This window comes from Nostoc sp. DedQUE04, from assembly GCF_034530995.1.
Classification (GTDB): Bacteria; Cyanobacteriota; Cyanobacteriia; order Cyanobacteriales; family Nostocaceae; genus Nostoc.
The window spans coordinates 1-23,992 of record NZ_JAVRCA010000068.1 but is presented as its reverse complement, the minus strand read 5'-3'; the positions used below and the strand labels follow the sequence as shown (position 1 = coordinate 23,992).

The 23,992-nt window shown below is 41.4% G+C and carries 21 protein-coding genes, 1 CRISPR repeat array and 2 riboswitches; of the genes, 13 read left to right on the top strand and 8 right to left on the bottom strand.

Annotation, left to right across the window (positions count from 1 at the left end; genetic code table 11):
- Positions 1–113 precede the first annotated feature (113 nt).
- The 3 genes from RM049_RS31860 to RM049_RS31850 all read left to right on the top strand — a co-directional run bounded on the left by RM049_RS31860 (position 114) and on the right by RM049_RS31850 (position 2,234).
- Positions 114–569, top strand: coding sequence for a diacylglycerol kinase family protein (locus RM049_RS31860; RefSeq protein ID WP_322686003.1), 456 nt, complete (start codon positions 114–116; stop codon positions 567–569).
- A 294-nt stretch (positions 570–863) separates the two neighbouring features.
- The gene (locus RM049_RS31855; protein ID WP_322686002.1) at positions 864–1,463 is read left to right on the top strand and encodes an aminodeoxychorismate/anthranilate synthase component II; all 600 of its coding nucleotides are present in this window, start codon (positions 864–866) and stop codon (positions 1,461–1,463) included.
- Positions 1,464–1,466: 3 nt separating this feature from the next.
- A complete protein-coding gene (locus tag RM049_RS31850) occupies positions 1,467–2,234 on the top strand; it encodes an MBL fold metallo-hydrolase (RefSeq protein WP_322707020.1) in 768 nt (255 codons plus the stop codon).
- A 125-nt stretch (positions 2,235–2,359) separates the two neighbouring features.
- On the opposite strand, the gene RM049_RS31845 is transcribed toward RM049_RS31850, so the two are convergent.
- On the bottom strand, positions 2,360–3,601 hold the full coding sequence (locus RM049_RS31845) for a VCBS repeat-containing protein (protein ID WP_322707018.1): 1,242 nt from the start codon (positions 3,599–3,601) through the stop codon (positions 2,360–2,362).
- Between the two features lie 734 nt (positions 3,602–4,335).
- Between RM049_RS31845 and RM049_RS31840 the strand changes: the two genes are divergently transcribed.
- Positions 4,336–5,646 (top strand): aminopeptidase P N-terminal domain-containing protein, encoded by a 1,311-nt coding sequence (locus RM049_RS31840; protein WP_322707033.1) that lies wholly within the window; start codon positions 4,336–4,338, stop codon positions 5,644–5,646.
- A gap of 123 nt (positions 5,647–5,769) precedes the next feature.
- Here the strand turns inward: RM049_RS31840 and RM049_RS31835 are convergent, their stop codons facing one another.
- Positions 5,770–6,960 (bottom strand): HAMP domain-containing sensor histidine kinase, encoded by a 1,191-nt coding sequence (locus RM049_RS31835; RefSeq protein WP_322707017.1) that lies wholly within the window; start codon positions 6,958–6,960, stop codon positions 5,770–5,772.
- 416 nt (positions 6,961–7,376) lie between these two features.
- Positions 7,377–7,606: riboswitch (cyclic di-AMP (ydaO/yuaA leader) on the top strand.
- A 97-nt stretch (positions 7,607–7,703) separates the two neighbouring features.
- Here RM049_RS31835 and ntrB point away from each other — a divergent pair.
- The 4 genes from ntrB to RM049_RS31815 all read left to right on the top strand — a co-directional run bounded on the left by ntrB (position 7,704) and on the right by RM049_RS31815 (position 12,022).
- Entirely contained in the window at positions 7,704–8,555 is an 852-nt protein-coding gene (gene ntrB / locus RM049_RS31830; protein WP_322707016.1) for a nitrate ABC transporter permease, read from the top strand.
- 87 nt (positions 8,556–8,642) lie between these two features.
- Positions 8,643–10,085, top strand: coding sequence for an ABC transporter substrate-binding protein (locus tag RM049_RS31825; RefSeq protein WP_322707015.1), 1,443 nt, complete (start codon positions 8,643–8,645; stop codon positions 10,083–10,085).
- Positions 10,086–10,135: 50 nt separating this feature from the next.
- Positions 10,136–10,972 carry an ABC transporter ATP-binding protein gene (locus tag RM049_RS31820; protein ID WP_322672770.1) on the top strand — a complete coding sequence of 279 codons (837 nt, stop codon included), beginning with the start codon at positions 10,136–10,138 and terminating at the stop codon, positions 10,970–10,972.
- A gap of 37 nt (positions 10,973–11,009) precedes the next feature.
- Positions 11,010–11,198, top strand: a riboswitch (cyclic di-AMP (ydaO/yuaA leader).
- A 203-nt stretch (positions 11,199–11,401) separates the two neighbouring features.
- Positions 11,402–12,022 carry a universal stress protein gene (locus RM049_RS31815; protein WP_322672769.1) on the top strand — a complete coding sequence of 207 codons (621 nt, stop codon included), beginning with the start codon at positions 11,402–11,404 and terminating at the stop codon, positions 12,020–12,022.
- A gap of 335 nt (positions 12,023–12,357) precedes the next feature.
- On the opposite strand, the gene RM049_RS31810 is transcribed toward RM049_RS31815, so the two are convergent.
- Positions 12,358–12,570 (bottom strand): high light inducible protein, encoded by a 213-nt coding sequence (locus RM049_RS31810; RefSeq protein WP_322672725.1) that lies wholly within the window; start codon positions 12,568–12,570, stop codon positions 12,358–12,360.
- A 41-nt stretch (positions 12,571–12,611) separates the two neighbouring features.
- Positions 12,612–12,815 (bottom strand): high light inducible protein, encoded by a 204-nt coding sequence (locus RM049_RS31805; RefSeq protein ID WP_322672723.1) that lies wholly within the window; start codon positions 12,813–12,815, stop codon positions 12,612–12,614.
- Positions 12,816–13,539: 724 nt separating this feature from the next.
- Here RM049_RS31805 and RM049_RS31795 point away from each other — a divergent pair.
- The 4 genes from RM049_RS31795 to RM049_RS31780 all read left to right on the top strand — a co-directional run bounded on the left by RM049_RS31795 (position 13,540) and on the right by RM049_RS31780 (position 18,798).
- On the top strand, positions 13,540–16,659 hold the full coding sequence (locus RM049_RS31795; RefSeq protein WP_322707014.1) for an MFS transporter: 3,120 nt from the start codon (positions 13,540–13,542) through the stop codon (positions 16,657–16,659).
- Positions 16,660–16,949: 290 nt separating this feature from the next.
- The gene (locus RM049_RS31790; RefSeq protein ID WP_322672721.1) at positions 16,950–17,222 is read left to right on the top strand and encodes a hypothetical protein; all 273 of its coding nucleotides are present in this window, start codon (positions 16,950–16,952) and stop codon (positions 17,220–17,222) included.
- Positions 17,223–17,500: 278 nt separating this feature from the next.
- Entirely contained in the window at positions 17,501–17,743 is a 243-nt protein-coding gene (locus RM049_RS31785) for a hypothetical protein (RefSeq protein WP_322672720.1), read from the top strand.
- Positions 17,744–17,856: 113 nt separating this feature from the next.
- Positions 17,857–18,798 carry an alpha/beta hydrolase family esterase gene (locus RM049_RS31780; protein WP_322707013.1) on the top strand — a complete coding sequence of 314 codons (942 nt, stop codon included), beginning with the start codon at positions 17,857–17,859 and terminating at the stop codon, positions 18,796–18,798.
- Positions 18,799–18,810: 12 nt separating this feature from the next.
- On the opposite strand, the gene RM049_RS31775 is transcribed toward RM049_RS31780, so the two are convergent.
- From RM049_RS31775 to RM049_RS31765, 3 genes are all read right to left on the bottom strand, one after another.
- The gene (locus RM049_RS31775; protein WP_322707032.1) at positions 18,811–19,641 is read right to left on the bottom strand and encodes a dienelactone hydrolase family protein; all 831 of its coding nucleotides are present in this window, start codon (positions 19,639–19,641) and stop codon (positions 18,811–18,813) included.
- 306 nt (positions 19,642–19,947) lie between these two features.
- Positions 19,948–20,421: a CRISPR direct-repeat array (repeat unit 37 nt; unit sequence ATTGCAATTTCTCAAAATCCCTATTAGGGATTGAAAC).
- Between the two features lie 14 nt (positions 20,422–20,435).
- A complete protein-coding gene (locus RM049_RS31770) occupies positions 20,436–20,957 on the bottom strand; it encodes a DUF29 family protein (RefSeq protein ID WP_322707012.1) in 522 nt (173 codons plus the stop codon).
- A gap of 95 nt (positions 20,958–21,052) precedes the next feature.
- Entirely contained in the window at positions 21,053–21,676 is a 624-nt protein-coding gene (locus RM049_RS31765) for a class I SAM-dependent methyltransferase (protein ID WP_322707011.1), read from the bottom strand.
- Between the two features lie 93 nt (positions 21,677–21,769).
- Here RM049_RS31765 and hemH point away from each other — a divergent pair, with 93 nt between their 5' ends.
- Positions 21,770–22,936, top strand: a complete 1,167-nt coding sequence (gene hemH, locus RM049_RS31760; protein WP_322672716.1) for a ferrochelatase — start codon at positions 21,770–21,772, stop codon at positions 22,934–22,936.
- A gap of 119 nt (positions 22,937–23,055) precedes the next feature.
- On the opposite strand, the gene RM049_RS31755 is transcribed toward hemH, so the two are convergent.
- The gene (locus RM049_RS31755) at positions 23,056–23,610 is read right to left on the bottom strand and encodes a DUF4126 domain-containing protein (protein ID WP_322707010.1); all 555 of its coding nucleotides are present in this window, start codon (positions 23,608–23,610) and stop codon (positions 23,056–23,058) included.
- Between the last annotated feature and the right edge of the window lie 382 nt (positions 23,611–23,992).

Sequence of the window (23,992 nt, the reverse complement as noted above, 5' to 3'; positions counted from 1 at the left end):
CTTTTATAATACTTCTGTGGAAAATTGCTTAAAGATTGCCTCAAAGTTAATTCTGCCATTAAGATCGGCGAATATTCCCACTGTAGCAACTCTGTTCTTGTGTTTTTAAGTCTATGTCGCAAAAAATTTCTCCATCACCAACGCCTACCTCGTTACAAACACTGGTGTCTGACGAACGGGAATTCTCCTGGAAAGTAGCCTCTAATTTATTTATTAGTTTTAAATATGCTTGGGCTGGAATCAGCTATAGTTTTCAAACTCAACGTAATTTTCGCATCCACGTAAGTGTTTGTGCTTTAGCTATTGCTTTAAGCGTTTTTTTGCATCTACAAGCGGTAGAAATAGCGGTAATTGGTATAACTAGTGGTTTAGTTTTAGCATTAGAGTTACTAAATACAGCGATCGAGTCTGTTGTGGACTTAACCGTTAAGCAGACATACCATGATTTGGCAAAAATTGCTAAAGATTGTGCGGCTGGTGCAGTGCTTGTCTCTGCTTTCGTAGCGATGCTAGTAGCAGGTACGCTATTGCTTCCTCCTCTGGTAAAGTTAATTATATCGGCTTTGTAGACGTGATTTAGGCATCGCTAAGTGACTCATTAAGAGAATCACACTCTGTCCGAATCCCCTTTGCAGAATATATTTAAAATTTAAATCGTGCGATGTCTACGACGGGCTACGCCAACGTGCCAAGCATCCTGGCTAAAGGATTACTTGGTAATCTTTAGAAAATGGCCGTAGAGTAGCCACTTCATACTTACACGTCTACGTCAACATTATTTTTACACCTAATGAACAAATAGCATGAGATACTTATCTATGCTTTTTGCAACTGATCAGTCGTAAAACCAGGAGTGATAAGCTTTGATTATAGTTATCGATAATTACGATAGTTTTACATATAACTTAGTGCAGTATCTGGGAGAATTAGCATCAGAGTTCCCAGCGGCAGATGATATTAAAGTTTTTCGTAACGACAAGATATCCATAGATGAAATTCAGGCATTAAAGCCGGAAGCTGTAGTTATTTCTCCTGGGCCTGGTCGCCCGGAAGATGCCGGCATTTCTTTAGAATTGATTGAACAGCTAGGACAAGAGTTACCAATTTTGGGTGTCTGTTTGGGACATCAAAGCATTGGTCAAGTGTTCGGTGGTAAAATAATTTCTGCTCCAGAGTTGATGCATGGCAAAACTTCTCAGGTGTCTCACACTGGAGTGGGGGTTTTCCGGGGATTAGAAAATCCTCTGACCGCCACCAGGTATCATAGTTTGGTAATCGAACGTGAGACTTGCCCAGATGTGTTAGAAATCACCGCTTGGGTTGAAGATAACACCATTATGGGAGTGCGACACCGGAACTATCCTCACATTCAGGGCGTCCAGTTTCACCCAGAGAGTGTCCTGACATCTTCAGGAAAACAGTTATTGCGAAATTTTCTCCAACAGTTACAGTCAAGAGCATAATTAATGAAACGACGACAGTTGATGGGCTATGCTGGGGCGGGGTTGGCCACAGCTTTAGTTACTACCTTGGGTTCTGAATCTCAAGCTGACGCACAATCTAGCGGTTTATCAGTTCAGTGGTTGGGTCATACTTGCTTTCTTTTTACTGGTAGCGGTGCGAAAGTTCTCGTCAATCCATTTCGGTCAATCGGTTGTACTGCTAAGTATCGTCCCCCAAAAGTTGCAGCAGATTTGGTACTGATTAGCAGCCAACTGCTAGATGAAGGTGCTGTGGATGTACTACCGGGAAATGCAAAACTGATCTACGAACCAGGAGTTTATGAGTTTAAAGGCATTAAATTCCAAGGAGTTGCCATAGACCACGATCGCAAAGGTGGTAAGCAGTTTGGCTCAAATACTGCTTGGAGTTGGAAGCAAGGCGGAATTAATATCCTACACTTAGGCGGGGCTGCTGCACCTATTTCTATTGAGCAAAAAATCCTGATGGGGCGTCCCGATGTAGCATTTATTCCAGTGGGAGGCAGTGCAAAAGCCTACAATGCTGAGGAAGCAAAGCAGGCTGTTCAAGTATTAAATCCCAAGTTAGTGATTCCGACTCATTACCGGACACAGGCTGCTGATGCTGCTAAATGCGATCTTTCACCACTAGATAATTTTCTAACCTTAATGCAAGGTATGAAAGTGCGGCGTAGCAGTGCAGATAGTATTTCTATTAGCCCTAAAGATTTGCCGGAGAATGGCGAGATTCAAGTTTTGAGTTACAAGTTTTGAGCAGTAAGGAAATGAAGGAATCAGGGAGCAGAGGAGCAGGGGAGCAGGGGGCAGGGGGAAGAATAAAAATTACCTCTTTCTCCTCTGCCCAATGCCCAATTCCCAATGCCCCATGCCCCTAACTTTTAGAACGTATACCACTCTCCGGTCAGCTTATCTGCGTCGCTGATGGGAGTCTCAACTGCTGTCGTTTCATTTATAGTCCAAATGTTGTCTGTACCTGCTGTCTGATCGCGCCAGTAGATATCAGTCTTGCCATCGCCGTTGAAATCGCCAAGAGATGGTGTCAAGGCCGCGTTATTAGCTGGTAAGAAAGCTTCAGTTGCAACTGTTGTGCCATCCATCAACCAAGCAGTGTTCTCACCAGTTGTGCCATTGTGCCAGAAGATATCGGTCTTGCCATCACCGTTGAAGTCACCAATTTTGGAAGTCCAGGATGAGTCAAGTGTGCCCAAAGCACCCTCTGTGACTAAAATACCATTTATCGTCCAAACCTTGTTCTCACCGGTTTGAGCGTTTCTCCAGAGAATATCAGTCTTATAGTCGCCGTTGAAATCACCAAGGGTAGGAGTCCAGGCGGGATCTTGTGATTGCAGCGCCAATTCAGTCTTTTGCGTACCATCCATAAACCAAGCTGTGTTATCGCCGGTGGTCTGATCGCGCCAGAAGATGTCACTCTTACCATTGCCGTCGAAATCAACAATTGTAGGAGTTAATGCTGTGTTTGTAGTGTCTAGAACAGTTGCATTCAGAACAGTAGTGCCATCCATTTCCCAGATAGCATTCTCGCCAGTTGTGCCATTATGCCAGAAGATATCGGTTTTGCGATCGCCGTTGAAATCTCCAATCTGAGGACTCCAGGCTGGATCGACGCTACTTAGAGCAGCCGCACTACCAACTTTGGTGCCATCCATTAAGACAACACTATTCTCACCGGTTGTCTTATTGCGTAATAAGAAGTCGGTTTTGCCATCAGCATTGAAGTCAGCAATTTTGTAATCATAGGCGGATAGGTCAAATTGACCCAAAGAACCCTGTTCGATAACTTTTGTGCCATCCATCAACCGAATGATAATCTCACCTGTTGCAGAATTGACCCAAACTTTGTCTGTTTTACCATCCCCGTTAAAGTCAGGAGTAATCGCCGCACTAGTTAAGTAAGGATTAGGATTGGGATTTGCTGACGTTTTAACAGGCGCAGTTATCGGTTGACTTTCTAGTGCTAGTGAAGAACTCTTATTTCCAAACCCTAAATCATAATTTAAACTCTTAAGAGAAGTTGTCAAGATTTCTGATTTTGCAAAAGAATCTGATAACAATCGAGATGTATTCAAAGCTAAGGGTGAGGAATTTGAATTTGCCGGCATGGTGTATTTTTATTATTGGTTGTTATATTCTTTTAACTTTTTTTTGTAATCTCTTTCTGTAATGAAATAACATTTGCTAGGGTTTCAATTTTTCTTTATAACTATTTTTTATTTATTAATGTCATTCTTGGAAGATAAATATTTGTTTGTTTTAAACTATTATTCTAAAATTTTCAAGTTCTATATAAGCATTTGCAAAATATGTTTTGTAATTGCTTATATGATTATTTATAGATAAAAATGATTATTTTATCTATTTTCTTTGACATTAGGACTTACGCAAGTGTCACCAAAAAATCGGATTTGTAGTTTGTAGTAAGCGGCTTTAACCCTTATTTTGAGGACTAAAATCCTCTCTGCGAGACGCTACACGAACACTACGAACTGAAAATAATATGCCAGTTGCGTAAGTCCTGGACATTTGAAGGTTGTATCAAAAATATATCTACAAACTAGAAATTTATTTTATGTTTAATTAAACCGACTTAATTAAGATAGAAGCGATCGCTACATTATTCCTAATATATTTTTTTGGTTAGGTACACAAGCTAAGTCTGTTACCCAGGTATAAAGTGTGTTTTACTCCTGAATTCTTTATTCTGCTGTATAACTTGAGTAGAAACAAATATTGGTTAGAATAACTTAGATTAGCAGCTATTAAGAGGCATCATCTGTGCATTTGTTAGTTGCTAAAAGTGTCAAAGAATACAATACCTATTAAAAGTACATCAACTATGCAAGCAGAATATCGGCAGCGTCGCGAACAGTTAATGGCAAAAATAGGTGATGGGACAGCCATTTTTCGCAGTGCGCCAATGGCAGTGATGCACAACGATGTCGAGTATGTTTATCGCCAAGAAAGTGATTTTTTTTACTTGACTGGTTTTAATGAACCACAAGCAGTAGCAGTGTTAGCGCCGCATCACGCAGAACATCGGTTTGTGCTGTTTGTCCAACCGAAGGATCGCGAAAAGGAAGTATGGACTGGTTATCTTTGTGGGGTAGATGCAGCCAAGGAAATTTATGGTGCTGATGAAGCATACCCCATTAGCGAGTTAGATGAAAAGTTACCGCAGTATTTAGAAAAAGCCAGCCGGATTTACTATCACTTAGGACGCGATCGCAATTTTAACGACCAAATCCTCAAACATTACCAAAGTTTACTGCGGACTTATCCGAAGCGTGGTACTGGGCCGATCGCTATTGAAGATACTGGCCCTGTCCTCAACAGCATGAGATTGATCAAAAGCGAAGCTGAGTTGGAATTGATGCGTGAAGCAGCTGCGATCGCAACTGAAGCCCACAATTATGCCCAAGAAATCGCTGCGCCAGGACGTTATGAGTACGAAATTCAGGCGGAGATGGAACGCGTCTTTCGAGTCCGGGGTGGAATGGGGCCTGCTTATCCTTCGATTGTGGCATCTGGTGTCAATGCTTGCGTACTCCATTACATTGAAAATAATCGTCAAATGCAGGATGGAGAATTACTGCTAATTGATGCCGGTTGTGCCTATGGTTATTACAACTCGGATATTACCCGGACATTTCCTGTTGGGGGTAAATTTACGCCAGAACAAAAGACGCTGTATGAGATTGTTTTGGAGGCGCAAAAACAAGCGATCGCTCAAGTCCAACCAGGTAATCCCTTCAAGTTAGTTCACGATACAGCAGTGCGCGTCCTCACAGAAGGTTTAGTCGAACTTGGCATCCTCAAAGGTGAAATTGATAAGTTAATTGAAGAGGAAAAATACAAACCATATTATATGCATCGTACCAGCCATTGGTTAGGTTTAGATGTCCATGATGTCGGTGTTTATCAGCATGGTGAAGACAAACCACAAATTTTACAACCAGGTCAAATTTTGACAGTGGAACCGGGACTATATATTGTGCCAGATACTAAACTAGCAGAAGACCAGCCACAGACCGATCCTCGATGGGTTGGCATTGGCATTCGGATTGAGGATGATGTATTAGTTACGCCTGGGGGACATGAGGTGTTAACTGCGGGGGTTCCCAAAGAAATAGATGAAATCGAAAGATAAAAAATGGGGATGGTAGACATCATCGCTAAGAAAAGCCCTGGCGTTGAAATCGTAGCTATACAGACAAAACCCTTAATTTTGTATAGTCCACGGAGGTTGACTTTGCTTGTGTAACCGTGACTTTTAAAACTCCACTTCTAAAGGAAAAATTGCGGTGAAAGTAGAACCAACGCCTACCTGTGAGGCTAGGTTAATTTGACCTTGCAATAGTTTTACTAAACGCGAGACGATCGCTAATCCCAATCCTGTACTATCAGGAAGATATGGGCGATCGCTAGAACTGACGCGAAAGTAGGGTTCAAATATCTGGGCTTGGTTTTCGGGTGCAATGCCAATCCCAGTGTCAGAAACTGCGATCGCCCATCTCTGCTTCTCCAACACCTGACACATGATAATAATAGTCCCCGACTCTGTATAACGAATCGCATTACTAATAAGATTTGTAATAATTTGTTGCAACTGAAACGAATCTGTGATTAATTTTTCAGGGATGCGATCGCAATCGACTACAATTTGTAAATTTTTTCCCGCAGCTAAAGGTTCCAACATTTGACAGATATTATCGATTAATTCCCGCACATCGGTAAGCGCTAATTGGATTTTTGTCTGTCCTGCCTCATAGCGAGAAAGTTCTAGTACATCATTGATTAAATGGAGTAACTGTCTACCATTGCGTAGTACCCGCTCAATATGTTCTAAATTCGTATAGTTGTCTTTTATATCAGCCTTTCGTCGTTGTTGGCGTAAAAACAGATCCGAATAACCAATAATAGAAGTTAGAGGATGTTTTAATTCGTGGGCTAGTTGAGAAAGATACTCTTGATTGGCGCTAATTAACCGCGTAAGTTCCTCGTTATGGAGCCTTAGTGATACTTGCAACTGCTGTAATTCCCGCAAGCGTTCCTCAACATAACTCTTGAAACATCGAGCGATCGCTTCGTCTAGGATAGCGTCAATCAAACGCATAGAACGAATTATCTCTACAGGTGTTCCTTCCAATAAATCTGCTTGTAGAGCATCAAGTATTATTGTTCGCAGCAGATGATATTCTCTAGCGATTTCTGCTGCATCAAAGCCTTGTTCGGCACGAATAGCTCCATGCTGAAAACTGGCAGTAACTATTGACTGAATATCATTATCTTGAGATTTTGAAAGCACTGTCACCATAGCTTTCAAAACATCAGGGACGTGATCCTTTACGGCTGTATAAGATAGGTCATCAGCACTTTCAATCCGTCTATCCTTGCGAACCGCTAAAATCCATTTATCAACGATGGTATCCGTTTTTTCAGCCAGTACTTGACTAAAATCCATTATGTTAAATTCAGCTAGGAGATAGATGAGTAAACTTCCATATCCAATTAGTTTAGCGAGTGCAGTGGGTTTTTACCAAATTTAACAATTTAGTTCACCTACCAAAAGGAATAGATTATATATGTTATTTTGTTTACTAATTAAGTAGTCGTATATAAAATTTTATCAGTATATTCCGTTTTATATTAAAAAATATTAATCAAGCACGTAATATTTTTGATACTTTGCTTAACTATATTGTTTAGCTGTCTGTGCAAGGAGTTAACTCACAACATAACTAGATACACAAGTCTTATTTGTTGCAATTAACTAGTTATTAACATTTAATTTAAGTATTAAAATAAACAATAGTTATCATAAGATAGATGGCTTTTACTGAGGATCGATGTTATATTGTGCATAATTTAGTATCCATTAGAGTAAGTCAGCCTAATTCAGCGTGTCACAGTGCATAACGCTGGAGCGGAGGAACCAAATTGTGGGGCGTATCTCATAGAAAGTGAGGAGTTGAGAGTGAGGAGTTGGAACTTACTAATTACTAATATTTAATTCATAACTCATAACTCATAACTCATAACTTTCTTGTGAAGGGCATCTCTCAGCCCTAGCCCGTCAGCTAACTTCGTAGGCATTGAGAGGAGACTGAAGAGACGGCATTTTTATAATGTTCCGATCTCATCGGTGTCCAAGGCTGGTACTGCTCGGATTTTTTGTACCTGCACTTAAATCTGTTGAGGTCGTAAATGATATTTCAACTAAATTTGGCTGCGATCGCTGCGATCGCTGGACAAGCTGCTTGGAAAAAAACAAAACCTGTTATTGTCAGGGATGTCTTCTTTCTACCTGTATTAGGCTTCTTGGGAATAATTGTGTTGTGGTGGATTGTTGCACTTGCCAACCATGAATTGATGCCCACTCCACCAGAAGCGCTAATCGCTAATTTAGACTACATTTTAAATCCTTTCTATCAGCGAGGCCCAGGGAATTTAGGAATTGGTTGGCTATTGATCGCAAGTCTGCGCCGGGTATTAATAGGCTTTTTGTTGGGTGCGGTAGTAGCGATTCCTTTGGGGTTTCTAATTGGCATGTCCAAATCGGCAATGCTAGCGCTTAATCCGATTATTCAAATTTTTAAACCTGTATCGCCCCTAGCTTGGCTACCCATCGCCTTAGCAATTTTCAACTTAGCAGATCCTTCAGCCATTTTTGTCATCTTTATTACTTCCTTATGGCCGACAATTATTAATACCGCTTTAGGAGTTTCTAGCGTTCCCAAAGATTATTTAGATGTGGCACGAGTGCTAGAAATGCCCCGTTGGCGACGAATTACAAAAATCATTTGGCCTGCAAGTTTGCCGTATATTTTTACAGGTTTACGAATTAGTTTAGGCATAGCTTGGCTGGTAATCGTCGCCGTGGAAATGCTCACAGGTGGTATTGGTATCGGCTTCTTTGTCTGGGATGAATGGAGTCGCTTAAACCTGAGTTCAGTCTTTTTAGCTGTGTTGGTAATTGGTGTAACTGGGTTAATTCTGGATTATGCCGTGGGCAAAATCGAAGAATTAGTAACCCATCGCCCTAAAACTTCCAACTAACAAAATTAGCCTGCTATTAAAACAGCAAGATTTAGCGAGACTCTGCGCCTGAAGCGTGAGCAATCAATCACCAATGGAGCTACAAGAATGGGTGATATTAACTGGACTCGACGAGATATTATCAAGGGAATAGGAGCAACAACGGCGGGAATAGCGCTGTCCTCTTGTGGGATTTCAGGAGATAGATCGGCCAAAGGATTGACAGAAGAAGCCTTAGCTGTGCAACCAGTAGTTAAAAGCGGCGACCTAGAAAAAGCCGATCTTACAGTTGGTTATGTTCCCGTTAATGATTGTGCGCCATTTGCGATCGCCTGGAAAAAAGGTTTCTTCCGCAAGTATGGTTTGAACGTTACACTCAACCGCGAAGCCAGTTGGGCCACCTCCCGCGACGGTGTCATTTTTGGTCGCCTGGATGCTTCACCCGTAGTATCTGGTGCTGTCACCAACGCCAGAATTGGCGCTGAAGGCGCACGCCACGCCCCATTGTGTGCAGCGATGACCATACATCGCCACGGTAACGCCATGACCATGAATAAAGCCATGTGGGATTTTGGGCTGCGTCCGTGGTACGAGTATCAAGAAAAATATGGCGATGGTGCTTTAGAAGCCTTTGGGCGTGATTTTCGAGGTTACTTTGACAACCAACCGCCAGAAAACAGAGTTTGGGCAGTAGTATTAAGTTCCTCCATTTACGAATACTTTATCCGTTACTTATCCGCCGCCGCAGGTGTCGATCCGCTTAAAGAGTTTCGCATCATTATCGTTCCGCCTCCCCAAATGGTAACAAACGTACGGATTGGGGCAATGCAAGCTTACATGGTTGCAGAACCTTGGAATACACGAGCAATAACTGGTAATGAAAACATTGGCTTTACCTTTGCACAAGGTAAAGAAGTCTGGTTGGGACACCCAGATCGACTTTTGGGCGTGATGGAATCTTTCATCGAGAAATATCCCAAAACCTATCGTTCCCTAGTCAAGGCGATGATTGAAGCCTGCCAGTATTGCAGCAAAGCAGAAAACCGCCAAGAAGTAGCCGAACTGCTTACAGACCGTTCCTTTACGGGTGCTAGACCCAAAAAGAAAGGTGCGCCAATTGCGAAGTTTACAAGTCCGGCAATTCTCGGCAATTACAACTATGGCGGCTTTGATGGCAAAGACCGCACCATTAAAGCTGCTGACACCACGATTTTCTTCGATATTCCTGACAACCTTCCCAAACAGCCAGGAGAACACTCCACATTCTTATGGCGATCGAGAAGTCTCTGGTTGATGACACAAGCAGCACGGTGGGGACAAATCAAGGAATTCCCCAAAAATGCCGAGAAACTAGCTGGACAAGGCTGGAGAACGGATTTATACCGCGAGATAGCATCAGAAATGGGCATCCAATGTCCCAAGGATGATTACAAGGTCGAACCACCAGAGGTATTTATAGATAAGAAAGGCTTCGACCCCAGCGATCCGGTGGGTTATTTGAATAGTTTTGCCATCAGGGCTAACGCTCCCACTCGTTTTTTCATGTCTTAAATCCCAAGTTCAAATATTGATTGACTAAATTGTTTCCGGAGCCTTTGATGATGGAATATACCTCATTACCTATTAATACCCAGACCGAAGTTCTGCCCCGCGCTGGATTTTTAGAAATTGAAAATTTAGTCAAGTCTTATCCGACACCTGATAAAGATAACTTTGTCGTTTTAGATAAAGTTAATTTAACGATTGATGAAGATGAATATATTTCTGTAATTGGTCACTCAGGTTGTGGGAAATCAACTCTAATCAAAATAGTAGCTGGTTTAGAAAAAGCCACTTCCGGTTCAGTCAGGCTAGATGGGAAAGAAATTCGTCAGCCAGGAGCCGAAAGGATGATGGTATTTCAGAACTATTCTCTGTTACCTTGGTTAACAGTGCGAGAAAATATCCGTTTAGCCGTAGATGAAGTGCTAAAAAATGCTAATCGCTCTGAAAAAATTAGCATTGTAAATGAACACTTGGCAATGGTAAACTTGACGGCGGCGGCTGACAAATATCCTGATGAAATTTCTGGAGGTATGAAACAACGAGTAGGTATTGCCAGAGCCTTAGCAATTCGTCCCAAAATGTTGCTGATGGATGAACCTTTTGGGGCATTAGATGCACTAACTCGTGGCAAATTGCAACGGCAGGTATTGGATATTTGGGAAAATAATCGTCAAGCAGTGATGATGATTACCCACGATGTAGACGAAGCAATTTATATGTCCGATCGCATCGTTTTGATGACCAATGGCCCAGCTGCTAATATCGGGGAGATTTTAGAAGTTCCTTTTGAGCATCCGCGCGATCGCGCCGCCATGCGAAACTCAAAAGAGTATTTTGAACTCCGCAACCACGCCCTAAATTTCCTCGATCGATATTTTGCCCAAGACGAGTAAATTAGATTATCATTTTTTTAGTGGGTAGCCTAATTCAAATCCATGAAAGCTGAATTTGGAACGGAGGAACCATATTGTGGGGCGTATCTCATAGAAAATGAGGAGTTAAGAGTCAGAAGTTAAGAATTATTAATATTAACTCAGCACTTAGCACTCAGCACTTCTAAGAGAGAGACACCTTCCAGTCTTAGCCCGTCAGCTAACTCCGTAGGCAATGGAAGGAACCCCCAAGACCTTGGCTGTAATACAGTTATTATTGGGGTTTCCTTGACTAATTTTAAGATTTGAAATTTTGGTTATCATCACTCAATCTAAGATCCAAAATCCTTCGACTGAACCTAGCCGAAGTCCAAAATCTAAAATTGGTCGCCCTGCTTCTCATTGCTAATTCATTTCATTAGGAGAAGTAAAGCTGTGCAAATAAAGCCAATGTTAGCACGTCTGCAAAGTGCCACAGGCCGAGATGATTTAATCGAACAAATGGTACTACTGCCAGAACCAAAAAAACCTTTTTCTAAAAAACTTCAAAAGGCGAAAGCAGTTAATTTAATTGTTGCTTATGATGCATCTCCCAACAGTCATACGGCATTAGATATTGCCTTTTGGGTTGCCCATCAAACGCGTTTGGCCACCAATACAGAAGTTACAGTTCAAGCCGTTTATGTAGTAGAAGATAATCAAAGCAATCAGTATTCAAATATCTTGAGTTTTCCCCAACAACAATCTTCATTAGAATGTGAAGTTAGTGAAGTATCAAAGTCTGTCACACAGGTATTAACTCAACCTAAATTACAGACAGCGATCGCTCCTCTACAACAAGCAGATATAATTCTCTGGCAAGCCCGAAGTTTGGCTGAAGAATGGCAGGGTTCTTTCAAATCTCATTTGCGATTTGGCTGCATTTCTACAGAACTTCGCAAAGTTGTTGAATCAGAAGCGGCTGATATTCTGTTTCTAGGTTGCAACTCTGTCAATCATCCAATGATTGAAGCACTAGGTTCTAAATTTCCCTGTGCTGTTTTGGGTATTCCCAGTAGTATTGATGAATAATCACTCTTTAAAATTTCAGTAATTTTTGTCAAATTTTGATCGGAGAAAAGTCACCTACTTGTAAGTGACTTTTTTGCTACACAATAAATAAACTTTCAAAGGTCGTATGTGGAAAACTGGCAAGCATTTGTAGAAGCCAATGCAATACTGCTAAGGCTAAAAAATAAAAATGTATAGGTTGGGTTTTGTTACTCAACCCAACCTACGAATTAACAATCTTGGTAAATTTGCCAAATTGGTGCAATATTGTACCGTCTCTGAATGGGAAGCGCTATAAGCACTTAAGTGCTTACTACAAACATATCTTAACCTATCATAATGCTTGTAGCAGACGACTAGTAGCCAATCAGATGTAAAACGTCGCGCAGGACACTATAACCAGCTAAATCCCAAAGCAAATAAGCAAGGAAACCAATAGCTGCCAAGCGACCATTCCAAATTTCGGCTTGAGGAGTCCAACCAAACAAAAATGCATTCCGGTCTATACCGTTGTATTCCGGTGCAACAGCTGGTAAATCAGTAGAGGGACGAGTTTCTTGAGTTGCCATTTTTTTCTCCAAAATTTAATAGTTTTTTAGGTGTTTAGTTTCTAGTAGCTAATCAAATGTAAAACGTCACGCAAGACGCTATAACCAGCTAAATCCCAAAGCAAATAAGCAAGGAAACCAATAGCCGCCAAGCGACCATTCCAAATTTCGGCTTGAGGAGTCCAACCAAACAAAAATGCATTCCGGTCTATACCGTTGTATTCCGGTGCAACAGCTGGTAAATCAGTAGAGGGACGAGTTTTCATTGTTTTTTCCTTCCTAATCAAGTTGGTTTTTATTCTTTAAATGCTCTCGTAACCAATCAAGTACAAAACTTTATAGCCAACTAAATCCCAAATTAAATAGGCAAGAAAGCCAATCATTGCAAAACGACCGTTTAAAATTGAGGCTTGAGGAGTCTAATCAAACAGAAAATCATTGCGATCGCAACTATTATATTCTGTTGACATTATTAGCAAATCTCTAGAAAAAGGAGTTGCCATTTCCTTGCCCTCAACAATTCGTTTGTTAACTTTAATGTAGCTATTAATAACTAGAATGCTTTCTGTCTATAGACACAAAAGACAAGCACTTCTTCTGACCGATGCTTAAACGTATTATTATAAATAAATCCACCTAGAGAGGGTGATAAAAACAGATATTGAAATAAATCTAAACTATTTGAAAGCAAACTATTTTTAAAATAGAGTTACTCACTATAAATTAAACAATTAAAATTAAAATTAGCAGTAAATTAAGTAAGATTGCTTGCCATTGAATTATGTTCTTTACCAAGAGTTAACAAAAGTTATATCTTCCGCTGTATGAGGGTTTCAGCCTTTGGAGAGATGCTTTAAAGACGTAAATTCTACGATTGTGATCTAAAGAGTTAGGTATTGCCATAGGTACAAACATAATAAATACTAAGAGTTGCTTCTCAAGAAATTCTTAATTCCCCAAATTGAAACTTAGTAGGTAGAAGGAAATCCAATGTTCCAAAGTACGGAAATCATGGTGGGACTCTATAAACCACTATTGTGGTTAGCACAGGTTCCATTAGAACGCTCAAACGTCACACCAGAACAAGCATCGGTTCTCATTTCCGGGCCACGCTTTTTTGTGGCTTTAATCTCCGGCGTGATTCTTGCCTTTGCTTTCCAATTAGTTTTAACTAATCTCTCCCTTGCATTCGGTATTTCCTACCTGGGGCACTCATCTGACTCGGATTCAGATAGTAGGGAGGTGGAAAGTTTGGGCGGTAATATTCGCAAAATCGGTACAGCAGTGGGAATTTGGACATTAGCCACTGTGACGATCGCCTTATTAATCGCTTCTTACCTAGCAGTAAAATTGAGCCTTGTGATCTCAGACCGAGGATTGGGAGCGATTCTCGGTTTAGTGATTTGGGGTGCTTACTTTTTGCTCTTAGTTTGGGTAAGTTCCACCACCGTAGGCTCCTTAATTGGCTCAGTTGTCAATACGGCAACATCTGGCTTTCAGGCGATTATGGGAACTGCTACCGCCGCACTAGGTGCGAAAGCTGTAAATAACCAAGTGGTAGCCACAGCTGAAGCCGCCGCTGCTGCTGTCCGTCGAGAACTAGGAAGCGCCATCGACCCCGTAAGTATCCGAGAAAACATTGAAGATTACTTAGAAAAGATTCGTCCTCCAGAACTCGATGTATCAAAGATTCGGAGTGATTTTGAAAATTTACTCAACGATCCGCAATTAAAAGCGATCGCCGGGACTCCAGATATCCGCAACATCGACCGCCAAAAGTTTATCGAGTTAGTCAGCAGCCGCACCGATCTTTCCAAAAAAGACGTTAGCCGGATTTCTGATACCTTATATAAGGTTTGGCAGCAAGTGGTAAGTCAGCAAGCACCCACCGCAGATCGGCTGGGTGAGTTAATGGATTATTTGAAATCACTCCCACCAGGACAAACCAAAACAGATGAACTCAACGCCAAACTGGATCGGTTATTAGCAGAACAGGGTGGTTCCAAAGAAACTGACCAAAACCAAAAGGCAGGCTCTGGCCCAATGCAAAGTACAATCCAGCAAGCACTATCCGCCTTAACCGCCACTGTGCTGGGACGGGCAGATTTGCCTGATTTGGATGTGGAAAAAATCTTGCGTAGTCTCACCACCGCCAAAGATAAAGTCTCTCAACAAGCAGATAAGCTAGGTTTGCCAACACCATCACAACCCTATAGCCCAATTCGGGCTGATGTCGAAAACTACCTGCACAATACTTATGCTTGGCAACTAAGTCCAGAAAGAATTGCCCAGGAATTTCATGATGTCATCTACGATCCAGCAGCCGACCCTGGAATCGTCCGCCGGGAACTAGAACGACTATCCCGTAATGATTTTGCCAATATTCTGCAACAACGGGGATTGCTTACCCAAGCCCAAATTCAGCGCATTGCCAATCAGCTAGAAACAGTCCGCCAAGAAGTGCTAGTAACAGTCAGAGCTATTGAAGAAAGAGATATAGTTCAAGACTTGCAACGCGCAGTAGAAAGTTATCTGCTCGTTACTCCCAAGGCAGATTTGACACCCGAAGGCATCGAGCAGAATTTTAAACCACTGTTGGAAGACTCAGAGGCAGATTATGAAACCCTGACATTGCGGCTAGCGCACCTTGACCGCCAAGAAATTCGGCAGATATTGCTACAACGTAACGATGTCCAGTTATATGAAGTAGATAGCATTGTCGATGAGTTGGAAAAACAACGCGATCGCGTTTTGGTAGAATCCAAAGGACTAGCAGAACAGGCACAATATCAAGCAGAAACCCTGTGGCTGAATGTAGAATCATATCTGCGTAACACCGGAAAATCAGAATTGAATCCTGATGCCATCCGCGCCGACTTCAAAAAGCTACTGGAAGATCCCCAAGCTGGAATTAGCTCAATTCGGGCACGCTTGTCTCGCTTTGACCGCGATACCTTAGTCCAATTGTTGAGTCAACGGGAAGATTTGAGTCAAGATCAAGTTAATCAAATCATCAATACTACTGAAGAGTCATGGTACAATATTCGCCACACACCTCAAATTGTAGTCGATAAAGCTAAAGAGCAATACGACTCTGTGACAACAACGATCGCAGATTATCTCCGAAATACTGGCAAACAAGAACTCAGTCCTGAAGGTATTCAGCGAGATTTGACCAAATTGTTTGAAAATCCCAAAGAAGGAGCCGTCGCATTGCGCCGTCGGTTGTCGCGGGTAGACAGAGATACATTGGTGAAATTGCTCAGTCAACGCCAAGACTTGAGTGAAGAACAAGTCAATGAAATCATTGATTCCACCCAAACTTCGATTCGTAACTTTGTGCGTGCGCCTCGTCGTCTAGCTAGCCGTACACAACAAAGAGTAGAATCATTCAAAGGTTATTTGGAAGAGTATCTGCGTCAAACGGGTAAAGAAGAACTCAACCCAGAAGGTATCAAACGCGACTTGCAATTATTGTTGCACGATCCGCGAGTTGGAGTAGAAAGTTTTGGCGATCGCCTTTCCCAGTTTGACCGTGATACCATCATCGCCTTGCTGAAAATTCGGGAAGATATTTCTGATGAAGAAGCGGCGCGGATTGCCGATAATATGGTGTCCGTAAGGGATCAATTTGTCGAACAAGTACGCAGCATTCAACGGGGCATTCAAGATGCAATTGACGGGGTTTTCGCCCGCATTCGTAACTATCTCAACTCCCTGGATCGCCCAGAACTTAACTATGATAGTATTAAGCGCGATCTTCGCACAGTTTTTGACGATCCCCAAGCAGGTTTTGATGCCCTGCGCGATCGCTTGTCCTCTTTTGACCGTGATACCCTAGTGGCAATCATGAGTTCTCGTGAGGACATCTCCGAAGAAGATGCCAACCGAATCATCGACCAAATTGAACGGGCACGCAACACAGTATTACAGCGTGCAGAACGCATACAGCAGGAAGCCCAACGCCGTCTAGAACAGGTAAAGCATCAAGCACAGCGGCAAGCAGAAGAAACCCGCAAAGCCGCAGCTACAGCAGCGTGGTGGCTGTTTGCCACAGCATTCGTCTCCGCCATTTTCTCTGCATTAGGAGGAGCGATCGCTGTAGTTTAACAAGTTGTCTCCGCTAACTTTTCAGCCTCCCATTATGGGAGGCTTTTCTATTTTAAGTACGTCGAGAATAAAGAAATACGCATTGGCATTTGTGTAATTATGTCTTTCAATATAGTCATATATGAATATCCTTTACTGCTCTAATCTCAGCAATTAGATGGGTGAAAATAGAATTGGTTTAATGTTTTAATTTTTTTAAATAACTTGCAATTAAATCTCAGCCTATTATCAATAAATTACTGCGTAATTTTTGCAAGTTAATAATTTTACCTAAGTAGTAATTTCAAACAATGGAAAACACGTTAGTTGATAAAACCTTCCGTGACAGCAGTGGCAAAATTGTTGTGGCTCAAATGCCAAACCCACCACTTATTCTTTGGATAGTAGCTAGTTTACTCACTCTAGTTTTTACAAGTGGTAAAATCAATACAGTGTTAGACTTTGTGGCAAATGGCGCATTGTTTACTTGGGCGTGGATGGAGCTATTTCAAGGCGTTAATTATTTTCGCAGAGCGCTAGGTCTTGCCGTATTGATTGGAATGATTGCATACAGAATTCAGTAATTATACTTTATTAAGTAATAAATAAGACTCAAGGGAGAATTCTAAACTCCTTTTTTTTTGTCCAAAGTTTAAAATGTGAATAAAGTCATACTGACATTATGACTTTACTACACTGTGTTTTCTTATTCAGCATTTTAAACTGAGAGCAATACAGCAAATCAATTAATTCGTGTAACAAACAAAGCTTACTGTAAAGCTAATGAGTAAGAATATTTGTTCGCGAATTATTGATAAATGCTGTATAAAACTCAAGCAAATTAATTGATGGAGATTTGGATATGAAACGTATTTTATTAGGTACATTACTTGCTCTCCCATTTGCAATTTCCTCCTTACCGTCACAAGCATCAGCAGCAGAAATCATTGTCAGACCCAATGTTCATAGAGCTGCTATTGTGCGTAGACCTGTTGTTGCCCGATATCAACGGAAGTTAATTCCTGCACATTGGGAAACAGTACGACGCGGTCACAGGTGGGTTAAAGTTAGAGTTCCTGCTCGTTATGTAAATGTCAGAGTTTAATATCTAAATAGAGGCTAACAACTAAAGTTGTTAGCCTCTATTAGTTAAAACTTTGTTGCTGAAGAAGACTTATAATTAAAGACAAGTAGTTAAGATAAATCAATTTAATCAACATGAATATATCTAAAAATTCTCATATTTTAAAAAAAATTTTAATATTTATACTAGGAATTAGTTTCATAACAGCCTGCGATTCCATTCAGGCTGACGAAAAAAATATAACTAAAGAAAAAATCTTGATTGGTGATAATTATGGAGAAATATACGATCAAGGAAAGTTACGGACTTACTATTTTTACACTCCAAAATCTTATAACCTACACCGCCCGATACCATTAGTTTTAGTGTTTCATGGAGATGATGGTAATGGTCGGTCTATCAGTAATGTGACTCGCTTTAATGAATTAGCAGACCAAAAAGGATTTATTGTTGTTTATCCAGATGGAATTGACCAAAAATGGAGTCTTAGAGGTAACGCTCAAGGAAAGGTAGATGATGTCTTATTTGTCAGTGCTTTGATTAATCATCTTCAGCAGCAACTTAATATTGATAGTCATAAAGTTTATGCCACTGGTTTTTCTAGAGGTGGCATACTTACTCAAGCACTAGCTTGTAAGTTACCTGATAAAATTGCTGGTTTTGCATCAGTAGCTGGTTCGCTCCCAGTTAGACTCAAACCTAGTTGCCAGCCTCAAACTCCCATATCGATGTTAACGATCAACGGTACAAACGATCGCGATGTACTTTATGAAGGTGACGATCGCACTCAACGAGGAGCGCTGGTTTCGATCTCAGACATGGTACAGTTTTGGCGATCGCACGATCGATGCACCTTATCAAATGCATCTTTGAATTTTTCTGAAGATAAAGTGAAAACCGCTATCTACACAGGTTGTAATGGCAACTCCGAAGTCTGGCAGCTAGCGGTAGTCAACGGTGGACATTTCTGGCCTGGTGGTTCTTCAACTGACGAGAACCTAAACAAATTCAATGCCAAGCTGGGGCTGAACGCCAGTGAAACAATTTGGGACTTTTTTCAGCGTCACAGTTCATAAGTAGCTAATTTTTTAAACACCATTTTCCTTAAACCATGCCAAGAGGCGTTTCCAACCATCTTGAGCTTCTTGCTGGCGGTAGGAGGGGCGATAATCGGCAAAAAATGCGTGGGGTGCATTGGGATAGACGATAATTTCAGATTTGCTACTGCTGGACTTTAAGCGATCGCGCATCTGCTCTACTGTATCAAGAGTAATACCTGTATCCTTGCCACCATAGAGTCCGAGAATCGGGACTGTCAGTTTTGATGCAATATCGACCGGATACTTGGGCTGAAGTTCGGTAGCATCGCCCACAAGTCGCCCATACCAAGCTACACCAGCCTTTACCTGGGGATTATGTGCTGCATATAACCAGGTAATACGACCGCCCCAACAGAAGCCTGTAATTCCCAACTTCTCACCATTACCCTTAGCTGATTTCTTTGCCCAGTTTACAGTAGCATCAAGATCGGATAACACCTGGGCATCTGGTACTTTGGCGACAATTGGACGAATTTCGTCTATATTGCTTAACTTCGAGACATCGCCTTGACGCACAAATAATTCGGGTGCGATCGCTAAATATCCCAACCGAGCAAAGCGACGAGTGATATCCTGGATATGCTCGTGTACGCCAAAAATTTCCTGGATTACTAGAACAATTGGGAAATTATCACCAGTAGCTGGTGCTGCTCTATAGGCAGGAATTTCGCCATCCTTGACAGGAATTTTCACTGCACCAGCTACTAACCCCTTGGCATCAGTAGTGATGACTCCGGCAGAAATGGGTTGTACTGCAAGGGCAAAACCTGTCGCCACTGTCGCTGTTGCAATAAATTTGCGGCGCGTTATTTCTTTCATCATCTCTACGTTGAATTACTAAGTTCCCTTATATTTAGGTTACTGTATGGTCAAATGCGCGCAAGGGTAGGTGTACAAATTTCACACCCGAAAAAAAGTGCTTCTATCTCAACACCAGCAAGCATTTCACCCCACTAATTGTCTAAATTCATCCGCACAATCTCTGAAATGCTTACAAAAATTGAGTTTCAGCTTTCAACCTTTCCCGACACTCTTTCCAAAGAAATTCTCTAATGCTATGATTGCTCTAGAACCGCGCAACCGCACCTTGAAAACTAAATATAGCTTGGCTTTCAGGCTCCCGCTATTGCAATTTCTCAAAATCCCTATTAGGGATTGAAACCAATGGCAGGAAAAAGACAAAACGAAGATCCGCGCATTGCAATTTCTCAAAATCCCTATTAGGGATTGAAACATCATGGGAGTACTGTTCCACTAATTCACCACACAGATTGCAATTTCTCAAAATCCCTATTAGGGATTGAAACTTCAATTCGTGCAGCAATTGATTCTTATGCTATTATTGCAATTTCTCAAAATCCCTATTAGGGATTGAAACTATATATGACTGTTCAAAACAAACATGGTCGTCCTAAAAAATTGCAATTTCTCAAAATCCCTATTAGGGATTGAAACACGCGCAAACCGTGGCGGTACATCATGAGAATTGCATTGCAATTTCTCAAAATCCCTATTAGGGATTGAAACAACAGGGCGACGGCAATCATAAAAGCCCCAAAAAGATTGCAATTTCTCAAAATCCCTATTAGGGATTGAAACGGGATTCAAACATTTTACCGCCTACCCGCTTTCCAATCTTCTCCACCGGATAACTGAATTAAATTTTCAGCCACAACTGCGGTTAATTCCTTAGCTGAATAAGAATAAGTTAGCGCCAAAAACTTCAACGCAGTCTGAATAATTTGGTTTCTATCCACTATTTCAGACAGTTGGAATTGATTATATACTCCATTCATTACTTCATCGCTGGCATCAGCGATCGCATCTTCAATCACTTCCTCTTCTATTAAACTCTCCCATTCACATAAATTAATATAGTGAGATTTTTTATTATCTTTGATATTAAGACTTTTAATTTCTCGGATTGAATTACGAATAGAATTTGCCCATGAACCAGTTAATCGTTGTTCTACTTGGTTCTTAATCAAATGAATCAGCAAAATCCTTAAATAAGCTTGGATATTCCGCAGAATAGCTTGTTTACTCATGCCTTCTAATTCGTCTACAATTGCTAAGGCATCTGCATAACGTCCTTCCAAAATACTCTTTTTGAGGTCTATTAGTTCCTGCGTCATTTTTTCACCGCTTACCTGCTTAAGTACTATATAAAAATCACCCATACTTTATTAATAGCAGAGTCTCTTAGCTGCTATTAATAAAGTAGTATTGTTCATTTATTCGCCTGTATCACTTGCAAACTCCCACCTGCATATAAAGTAGACTTACTCACTTTAAAGCCAGTCTTAGCTAACAACTCAGCTAAATCAGTTTTCAGTAATTTCCAAGCTGTTTCCGTCTCAAACAACAACAAAAACACCGATATCCCAGGCCAAAATATCGGATTTGTCGGAGCGTGAAAATCCACCAGCGTAAATACTCCTCCTGGCTTCAACACCCGATAAACTTCATTAATAATTTTTCGTAATTGCTGAGGCTGCATCTCGTGTAATGCAACGCTGGTATGCACCACATCAAACAGATTATCTGCAAATGGCATCTCTTCAGCAAAAGCTTCTATGTATGAAGCTTCCGGTACATTTAGCCGCGCCCGTTGCAAAGACTTAGGTGAAGCATCCAAACCTGTTACGTTTTGTGAAGTTTTTACTAAAAACTCAGTCGTTTGGCCACTTCCACAACATAAATCTAAAACCTGAGAATCTGAGCGAATTGTTAAGCCTTGCAAAGCAAGTTGCCGAAAACGGGCTTCACCACCTACACTTAAGGCTGCTAAACGAGAGATACCATCATATAACCACTGATAACGGTAACTCCAATCTCTTAAAATTGTTGCCATTGCATATTTCCTTGCTATTAAGCTTTATATTTAATAAAGATATATTGTTAACATTAGTAAAAAACCTGAAAAGATTGGGGGAAAGTAACTGCTATGGGTCGTGTAGGCGTCTTATTACTCAATCTCGGTGGCCCTGATAAGCTAGAAGATGTTGGGCCGTTTTTGTACAATCTATTTTCCGATCCGGAAATTATTCGCCTACCATTTCGCTGGTTGCAAAAGCCCCTAGCCTGGTTTATTGCCACACGGCGAACCAGAACATCTCAAGAAAATTATAAGCAAATCGGTGGTGGTTCCCCGTTGCGGCAGATCACAGAAGCTCAAGGGGAAGCTTTAAAAGAACAGTTAGGTTTTTTAGGGCAAGAAGTTAATATTTACGTGGGAATGCGTTATTGGCATCCTTATACAGAAGAGGCGATCGCACAAATTACCCAAGACAAGGTAGAACACCTGGTAATATTACCACTATATCCCCAGTTTTCTATCAGTACCAGTGGTTCCAGCTTCCGGCTTTTAGACAAGCTTTGGCAAGAAGATCCAAAACTCCAACCTATTGATTACACCGTCATTCCTTCTTGGTATAAACAACCAGGCTATCTTCAAGCAATGGCGCAACTCATAGCCCAAGAACTTGAGCAATTCCCCAACCCGAATGACGTTCATATATTCTTCAGCGCTCATGGCGTTCCGAAAAGCTACGTTGAAGAAGCAGGCGACCCTTACCAAGTGGAAATTGAAGAATGTACTGCGTTGATTATGCAGACTCTCAATCGACCCAATGCTCACACCTTAGCTTACCAAAGTCGTGTCGGCCCAGTAGAATGGCTCCAACCCTATACTGAAGATGCCCTCAAAGAACTAGGCGCAGAAGGCGTGAAAGATTTGGTTGTGGTGCCAATCAGTTTTGTCTCAGAGCATATCGAGACACTACAAGAAATTGATATTGAGTATCGAGAAGTAGCCGAAGAATCAGGAATTCACAACTTCCGCCGCGTACCTGCTCCTAATACTCATCCAGTATTTATTAATGCACTAGCCGAATTAGTGATTGATGCACTGAGAAACCCCAGTTTCAAGCTTTCGCAAGCTGCTCAAATGAAAAAAATGGTCAAGATGTACCCTCAAGAGCGTTGGGAATGGGGTCTGACGACTAGTGCTGAAGTATGGAATGGTCGGATTGCGATGCTGGGTTTTATTGCCTTAATCGTAGAACTGATTACTGGTCATGGCTTCTTGCACATGATTGGGCTTTTGCGATAAAGGGAATGGGGCATTGGGCATTGGGCATTGGGCAGAGGCGAAAAGCTTAGTGCAAATCTCCCCTTAGTCTTCCTACTTCCCATACTTCCTCATCTCACTTGTCTGCCATGCCCCATTTCCTATGCCCCATGCCCTTTTCTGCCTTTGTTATACCAGTCATACCACTGTTTAGCACTACGAACTGCGAACCAGAGCAGTATTAAAGCAATTACTCCTCCTTGCCAAGGAGCATCAAAGGCAAATAGTACTAGAGCAATGCACAAGGTATCTTGAAGAAAGACTGCCCACAACGGTAAGCCACGTAACCGATAGAACCAACCAATTTGGACGAGCTGGAGTACCAAAGCTAATAAACCTCCAATTATGGCAATCAGCCAGTTTGGGGTTGCTGTTGCTGTAGCTACTCCTAACCCCATAATCGCCCCTACAAGGGGAGACATGAATAACTGAACCACTTGGAGCAATCTTTGCCCCCAGAGCTTTTTTGAAGCTAATAATTCAATTAATGACCAACTGGTGAGGCAACATAATAATATTGGTGGAGAAATGTGAGATAAGATTGGAACTTGTGACCACAAGTTGCTACCCTGCAATAAGCCAATAATTAGCAAAGGTATGCCTATTCTGATTCCTGCTGCCGCAGAGGCAGAAAGTGTGGCTAGGATTTCAATCATCAAAGCACTCGTAATATTAATAAATAAGTAAGTATTTGTAATGTATACTACCCAGTAATAGCAGTAATTCGAGCATCCAACAGATTGCAATATTAAATATTGTTGGTACCTTTATACAGCAAAATTTAAGCGCAGTTTTTTTAACAGGCTCATCCTAAACATTAGACCTGCCTTAAAAATAGGGACTGGGGACTGGGGACTGGGGACTGGGAACTGGGAACTGGGAACTGGGGAAGAGATATTTTTATAGTTCCTTGTGAGTTCCACTCATAGAGTCTCTTGCAAAAGTAACTTTTGCACTCTTGCGGGAAAAAGGACTCATGTTAACCCTCTTCTGTCACTTTCCGAGTATTCTGAATAAAAGGATTAAAAGAAAAAACTC

Excerpts from the sequence above, each read along its gene's own strand:
- RM049_RS31795 (WP_322707014.1), top strand. The coding sequence starts at position 13,540 with ATGTTCCAAAGTACGGAAATCATGGTGGGACTCTATAAACCACTATTG.
- RM049_RS31825 (WP_322707015.1), top strand. The coding sequence starts at position 8,643 with ATGGGTGATATTAACTGGACTCGACGAGATATTATCAAGGGAATAGGA.
- RM049_RS31790 (WP_322672721.1), top strand. The coding sequence starts at position 16,950 with ATGGAAAACACGTTAGTTGATAAAACCTTCCGTGACAGCAGTGGCAAA.
- RM049_RS31860 (WP_322686003.1), top strand. The coding sequence starts at position 114 with ATGTCGCAAAAAATTTCTCCATCACCAACGCCTACCTCGTTACAAACA.
- RM049_RS31770 (WP_322707012.1), bottom strand. The coding sequence starts at position 20,957 with ATGACGCAGGAACTAATAGACCTCAAAAAGAGTATTTTGGAAGGACGT.
- RM049_RS31845 (WP_322707018.1), bottom strand. The coding sequence starts at position 3,601 with ATGCCGGCAAATTCAAATTCCTCACCCTTAGCTTTGAATACATCTCGA.
- RM049_RS31840 (WP_322707033.1), top strand. The coding sequence starts at position 4,336 with ATGCAAGCAGAATATCGGCAGCGTCGCGAACAGTTAATGGCAAAAATA.
- RM049_RS31780 (WP_322707013.1), top strand. The coding sequence starts at position 17,857 with ATGAATATATCTAAAAATTCTCATATTTTAAAAAAAATTTTAATATTT.
- RM049_RS31820 (WP_322672770.1), top strand. The coding sequence starts at position 10,136 with ATGGAATATACCTCATTACCTATTAATACCCAGACCGAAGTTCTGCCC.
- RM049_RS31850 (WP_322707020.1), top strand. The coding sequence starts at position 1,467 with ATGAAACGACGACAGTTGATGGGCTATGCTGGGGCGGGGTTGGCCACA.
- RM049_RS31755 (WP_322707010.1), bottom strand. The coding sequence starts at position 23,610 with ATGATTGAAATCCTAGCCACACTTTCTGCCTCTGCGGCAGCAGGAATC.
- RM049_RS31785 (WP_322672720.1), top strand. The coding sequence starts at position 17,501 with ATGAAACGTATTTTATTAGGTACATTACTTGCTCTCCCATTTGCAATT.
- RM049_RS31775 (WP_322707032.1), bottom strand. The coding sequence starts at position 19,641 with ATGAAAGAAATAACGCGCCGCAAATTTATTGCAACAGCGACAGTGGCG.
- RM049_RS31805 (WP_322672723.1), bottom strand. The coding sequence starts at position 12,815 with ATGAAAACTCGTCCCTCTACTGATTTACCAGCTGTTGCACCGGAATAC.
- RM049_RS31835 (WP_322707017.1), bottom strand. The coding sequence starts at position 6,960 with ATGGATTTTAGTCAAGTACTGGCTGAAAAAACGGATACCATCGTTGAT.
- RM049_RS31765 (WP_322707011.1), bottom strand. The coding sequence starts at position 21,676 with ATGGCAACAATTTTAAGAGATTGGAGTTACCGTTATCAGTGGTTATAT.
- ntrB (WP_322707016.1), top strand. The coding sequence starts at position 7,704 with ATGATATTTCAACTAAATTTGGCTGCGATCGCTGCGATCGCTGGACAA.
- hemH (WP_322672716.1), top strand. The coding sequence starts at position 21,770 with ATGGGTCGTGTAGGCGTCTTATTACTCAATCTCGGTGGCCCTGATAAG.
- RM049_RS31810 (WP_322672725.1), bottom strand. The coding sequence starts at position 12,570 with ATGGCAACTCAAGAAACTCGTCCCTCTACTGATTTACCAGCTGTTGCA.
- RM049_RS31815 (WP_322672769.1), top strand. The coding sequence starts at position 11,402 with ATGTTAGCACGTCTGCAAAGTGCCACAGGCCGAGATGATTTAATCGAA.